The organism is Halomonas sp. 72 (assembly GCF_052379785.1).
Lineage (GTDB): Bacteria > Pseudomonadota > Gammaproteobacteria > Pseudomonadales > Halomonadaceae > Vreelandella > Vreelandella citrativorans.
Genome location: NZ_JBQSYY010000037.1, coordinates 1 through 5,465 on the forward strand (window position 1 = coordinate 1; position 5,465 = coordinate 5,465).

Consider the following 5,465-nt stretch of genomic DNA (forward strand, 5'->3'; position numbering starts at 1 on the left):
CTCATGGGGCGAGCCTAATAGTGCTCATCAGCTATGAGCACTATTGATGCATGTTGACTCACCATGTGACGCATGTTGTATCATCGAATTATGACGCAACTTGTATCAGATATGAGCACCTTGGTGCTCATGGGGTGAGCACCAATGGCAGACGATAAGAAAAGACTCCAAACACTCGAACAACAGCTATCTCAAACGCGAGAATTGCTCAGTCATACCGTGGATACACTGCAAGAGGAACGACGCTTAGCAGCAGCAACAAAGAACCGCGTGACAGGCGGTTACTACATGATGAGCAGAGCCGCAGAGAAAAACCTAAGAGCCTTGCAAGCCGCCAACCCGACAGCAGCATTGGTGTTCAGTGTTATCCGCGAAAACATGCAGATTGGCACCAACGCAGTAGCCATTAGCAACACCGCCTTTTGCAAGATCATCGGGAAATCACGGGCAACCGTCACCAGGGCAATCAAACATCTTGCTGAGCACAACTACGTTCAGATCGTAAAAGTCGGCACAACGAACACTTACGTGGTTAATGAACAAGTGGCCTTTGCTGGCTCCGCAGGGCAGAGAAAAGCGGTCTTCTCAGCCACTGTCGTTGCCCATGAGGTCGAGCAAGATGAAGGTTGGGATCAGGTCAAAAAGCTGAAAGCCGTCCCGGTTATCTACGAGGACGAACGCGCAATCATGAACGACGAAGAATTGCCGCCCCCGGATCAAACCGACCTAGACCTGAATTGATTACTGTCGGAAGACAATAATATTTGAAACTTTTTTGCCTTCCCAGTCCGTTCCTTTCGTGTCAATAGAAGGTATGTATGACAATAAAGATCAAAACTTAGATTCAATCAACGTGCCTATCCAAAGAAAAATTGTGACAACAAAGATTGAAACTCACTTTTGGACAGAAATGAGTTAGAGCCGAAGGACGGCTCTGTGCCATGAGCAGCCATTCATGATTAACTCGTTTCTGCCGTAAATACTTTAAGGGCGGCTTTGAACGAGAAGGTGAAAGTCAAATACTGGTTTCTCCGTTGCCGTTTCAGACAAAGAGCCGACATTCGCATTTTGGGATACTTGAGTGCGGTATATAGCGGGATTTAAAACTCAACTACTGAAGGCTTAAGTGTTCACTTTGCTTTGTAAGCGGACAGTCAAGAACGCCCGTCACAAACGCAAGCAACATGTTTCGAGTCGAACCGCAAAGCGGCGTTTTGTTAAAGATCACAGTTTAATAACTGCCAATATGTCTTCACCATCTTTATCCAACCACACTTCCTGAAAGCCAAAACTTGAATAAAAACCTTTGGCTACGGGGTTTTCAGGATCATAGCAAATTTCGATTTCTTTTACTTTGTCACTGGATTTGATTTCATTCAGGGCCAAATTTAGCGCAGCCCTACCAATACCCGCTTTTTGAAAACCTTGATCCACCATAAAGCGCCAAACAGACACTTTTGCAGGCGTTTCAGATACCCACATCAAAAAACCGACAGGTTTATCGTTTTGATAGATCGCTCTGCAGGTATGCCCGTGGCAGTAATGTGACTCAAGCAACGACCATATATTGCTCGCAACATAGTCCTGTTGCTCATCCGTGACGTCTAGGTCGCATACGGCTTCATAATTTGAACTTGTAACGTTTTCCAGTGTGATATTCATCGCATCCTGCATATTTTACTTATTTGTAATCACAAATTCATGAAAGCCTTCAGTCTCAGATGGCTCAACTTTTATTACATTCACGATTGGTAATATCGAAAAAAGTCTATCCCAAAACTTTAATGCTTCACGGTCTTTTTCATAAACGGCTACATGCCAATTTAATGAATTATCTAACATTAACTGGCGGACAACATACAAAGCGATACCTTTTCCTCGATACTTAGGTAAGATAAAAAGATCTGACAGCTCAGGCATTTCACGTTCTACTATCTCTGTTGGTTCCACAGTAATGAACCCTGCGATATTGCCCTCAACAAAGATTAAGTAAGCGTCACAATCTTCTTCATCAGCAGCGACATCACTAAGATATTCTTCATCAATATCAAATCTGCCAGAACTATTGATATCTTCGTTATCAAAAGCACTTTGGTGATATTGATAGAATTGCCAAAGCATTGAAAATACGGGTGAATCTACTTTGGTTAATTTTCGTAGTACTATGTTCATTTTTATATCCAACAACTTTATCAGAGGACATTTTCCCTATTTTAGCTCGAAAACGTCCCTATTTTATTAACTTATATTAATAGCAAATAACGTAAGTGATTGCCAGATATGAATATTATGCTTTCTGTGGCATATATAAACATGTAAAAAAGAGGAAAGTTTTCTGTTATTCCTACTAAGTTGTGGACGACTCACCTGAATGACCGCTTATCGCTCAAAGCCGTCCTATAAAGTAATTACTTTAACACGTTTGGGGCAAAAGCTTGTTAGAACAAAAGGCAGACTGCGACAAATAGCATCGAAAAGTTTCGAACTTTATTGTCCTCCGATAATTACCCCCGCTGCGCTCAGCTACACGCGCGCCCCTCGGCTTCGCCGGGGGAAAGGCGGGACTTCGTCCCGCTAAACCCCAGCCCGATCATTCCGACTCTGGTGCCTTCTCGGCCTGCCCTGTCTTCGCTTTCGGTGGTAGGCCGAACAGCTCCCGGTCGTGGTCGCGGTCGAGGTAGTCATCCATGGCCGTCATCAGCCGATCTTCCGGCCAGTCTCCGCTCTCGACCTTGCCCAGAATCATCGCGCCAACGAGCACCTTTCGCCGGGTGTCGCGTTTGCGCTCCTCCTTTTGCTCACGTGCCCTGACGCGCTGAATCTCGGCGTTGATCTGTGCCCGCTTCTCTTCGAGTCGCTTTAGCCGATCCACTGATTTTGCCATTGACATTCCCCTTGGTCATGTGGTGGCAATCAGCGTATCATCGAGGCACGGACGCCGCAAAACCCGACCTTGCTTTGCAAGGGAGGGCGCACTTAGGGGTTTCTCTATCGGTCGCTTCGCTCCCTTGAGAAACCCCGTGCGGCAGGGCTGCGCCCTGCACCCCTCCGGCCTAGCGGCCTCCGCCATTCAGCCCATGGGCTGAATGTTGGCAAACCCAGCGAGGGCAGCGCGTGGCGATCTATCACCTACACGCTTCGACTGGCAGCCGGAAGGGTGGCCAGTCAGCAAGCGCCAAATCCGACTACATCCAGCGCGAAGGCAGGTATGCCCGCGACAAGGATGAAGTCGAGCACACCCAATCGGGCAACATGCCCGATTGGGTAGAGCATCCCCGCGACTACTGGGACGCTGCCGACACTCACGAACGCGCCAATGGCGTGCTGTTCCGTGAGGTCGAATTCTCGCTGCCGCGAGAGCTTACCCCCGACCAACGCAAGGCACTGGCCGAAGACTTCGCCCAGCACCTCACCCACGACGAGAAGCTGCCCTATACGCTGGCGATCCACAGCGGCAAGGGCGAGAACCCCCACTGCCATCTGATGATCTCCGAGCGCCTGAACGATGGCATCGAGCGCGACGCTCAGCAGTGGTTCAAGCGGTACAACGCCAAGGCCCCCGAGCGAGGGGGTAGCCAGAAGGCCGATATCTCCAGCAGGCGGAAGGCATGGCTTGAACAGACCCGGCAGGACTGGGCCGACATGGCCAACCACGCCCTGGAGCGTGCGGGCCATGATGCCCGCATCGACCACCGAACCCTCGACGCCCAAGGCATCGAGCGAGTGCCCGGCATCCACCTTGGCCCCAACGTGGTCGAAATGGAGGCCCGCGGCATCACCACCGAGCGCGCTGACAGGGCCCTCGGCATCGAGGCAGCCAACGACCAGATCAATGAACTACAGCAGCACAGGGAGGCCATCGAGTATGAGCGCCATCGAGAAAGTCAGGCGGTCGCGGAACACGGACGAACTCGCCGAGAGCATCGAGCCATTGGCCCAGAGCATGGCAACACTGGCCGACGAAGCGCGGGAGCAGATCGACGCCCTGACCGAAGCCAGCAAGCAGAGCACGCACCGCTGGAGCGAGCAGCAGACCCGCACCGCGCAGACGTGGAAGGACGCCGCCGGCGAGATGCAGAGAGCGGCCAGCGCCCTCCAGACGCAGGCACACGCCGCCCGCCAAGCCGCGAGGGGCTGGACGTGGCGGCTATGGGTGGCCGTCCTGATCGGCTCGATGACGCCTATTCTGGTGCTGCTGATCGCATCATGGCTCTTGCTGGATCTCCAACTGGTGACCACCGAGGACGGGGGGCTATGGCTGCACCTGCTCAGCCCGTGAAGGGCGACCGCACCACACAGGCCATGCAACGACAGCTCAAGGCCATGGGCTGCGATCGCTACGAGATCGGCATCCGGCACGCGGACAGCGGCAAGATGATGAACCGCTCCTGGTCGTCTGACGAGGTGCTGAAGAACGCGGCCTGGCTGAAGCGACTCAACGCCCAGGGCAACGACATCTACGTCAGGCCCGCCCAGGAGGAGCGACACGGCCTCGTGCTGGTCGATGACCTGAGCCGGGACGACCTCGATGCGATGAAGACCGAGGGCCGGGAACCGGCACTGACCGTCGAGACCAGCCCGGAAAACTATCAGGCATGGGTCAAGACCACCCCGAGAGCGGCCACAGAGGCCACCAGAGGCGAAATCGCCAAGCAACTGGCCCGAGAGTACCAAGCCGACCCTGCAAGCGCTGAGAGCCGCCACTATGGCCGTCTGGCTGGATTTACGAATCGGAAAGACAAGCACACCACCAAGACCGGCCAGCAGCCGTGGGTGCTGTGCCGGGAGTCTTCCGGGGAGGTGGCCAGCGCTGGCCCCGAGTTGATCCGACAGGGCAAGGAGCGCCGCGACGCCGCCGAACGGCAGCGGGAACAGGCATCACGGCTGGCCGAGATCGAGGCCCCCGACAGCATGCGCCGGTACCGGCGCAGCGCCGTGGACGACTACCGCAGCGAAATGCGCGGGCTGGTGAAGCGGTACGGCGACGACCTGAGCAAGTGCGACTTCATCGCCTCGATGAAGCTGGCCGCCAAGGGCCGCAGCGCAGATGAGATCAGCACTGCGCTACAGGAGGCCAGCCCCTCGCTTGCCGACCGGAAACCCGGCCACCAAGAGGACTACGCCCGGCGCACCGTGGCCAAGGCCATGGAGGTGCCCGAGGTGCAGGAGGCCCGCCAGAAGCTGGCCGAACAGCAACACCAGCGGAAAGGCCCCGAGCTGGGCATGTGACCTTGCGGCCGCAGGCCGCCTTTCCCCGCCGCGCAGCGGCTGGGGCGCGTGTGTAGCCGAGCGCAGCGGATAGATTTTCTCGGCTTTGCCGAGGCATCTTCGAGGGAGCGTAGCGACCAGCGGATTTGCCAAGCGAAGCGCGGCCAAGGCGGCAGCCTTGAAGAGAAATAGAAGGGAAAACAGGTAGAAATAACATAACTATTTGTTTTTTATGCAAAAGCCTATTTTTAATAGTG

General features: G+C 54.1%; 6 protein-coding genes and 1 pseudogene. 4 read left to right on the forward strand and 3 right to left on the reverse strand.

The window, feature by feature from the left end; all coding sequences use genetic code 11:
• Positions 1-144 precede the first annotated feature (144 nt).
• The gene (locus ACT3T6_RS17500; protein WP_444625972.1) at positions 145-741 is read left to right on the forward strand and encodes a replication/maintenance protein RepL; all 597 of its coding nucleotides are present in this window, start codon (positions 145-147) and stop codon (positions 739-741) included.
• 483 nt (positions 742-1,224) lie between these two features.
• Here the strand turns inward: ACT3T6_RS17500 and ACT3T6_RS17505 are convergent, their stop codons facing one another.
• The 3 genes from ACT3T6_RS17505 to ACT3T6_RS17515 all read right to left on the reverse strand — a co-directional run bounded on the left by ACT3T6_RS17505 (position 1,225) and on the right by ACT3T6_RS17515 (position 2,884).
• Complete coding sequence (locus tag ACT3T6_RS17505; protein ID WP_063529969.1) at positions 1,225-1,662, reverse strand: GNAT family N-acetyltransferase; 438 nt, start codon at positions 1,660-1,662, stop codon at positions 1,225-1,227.
• 15 nt (positions 1,663-1,677) lie between these two features.
• On the reverse strand, positions 1,678-2,172 hold the full coding sequence (locus ACT3T6_RS17510) for a GNAT family N-acetyltransferase (protein ID WP_063529968.1): 495 nt from the start codon (positions 2,170-2,172) through the stop codon (positions 1,678-1,680).
• Between the two features lie 418 nt (positions 2,173-2,590).
• On the reverse strand, positions 2,591-2,884 hold the full coding sequence (locus ACT3T6_RS17515) for a mobilization protein (RefSeq protein WP_193053388.1): 294 nt from the start codon (positions 2,882-2,884) through the stop codon (positions 2,591-2,593).
• Positions 2,885-3,114: 230 nt separating this feature from the next.
• Here ACT3T6_RS17515 and ACT3T6_RS17520 point away from each other — a divergent pair.
• From ACT3T6_RS17520 to ACT3T6_RS17530, 3 genes and pseudogenes are all read left to right on the forward strand, one after another.
• Positions 3,115-3,711 (forward strand): annotated as a pseudogene (locus ACT3T6_RS17520) (MobA/MobL family protein); the annotation flags it as partial.
• 154 nt (positions 3,712-3,865) lie between these two features.
• The gene (locus ACT3T6_RS17525) at positions 3,866-4,279 is read left to right on the forward strand and encodes an IncQ-type mobilization protein MobB (RefSeq protein ID WP_226913410.1); all 414 of its coding nucleotides are present in this window, start codon (positions 3,866-3,868) and stop codon (positions 4,277-4,279) included.
• Positions 4,255-5,229, forward strand: coding sequence for a DNA-primase RepB domain-containing protein (locus ACT3T6_RS17530; RefSeq protein ID WP_226913409.1), 975 nt, complete (start codon positions 4,255-4,257; stop codon positions 5,227-5,229). Before ACT3T6_RS17525 ends, ACT3T6_RS17530 begins: the two co-directional genes overlap by 25 nt.
• The last annotated feature ends 236 nt before the right edge of the window (positions 5,230-5,465 follow it).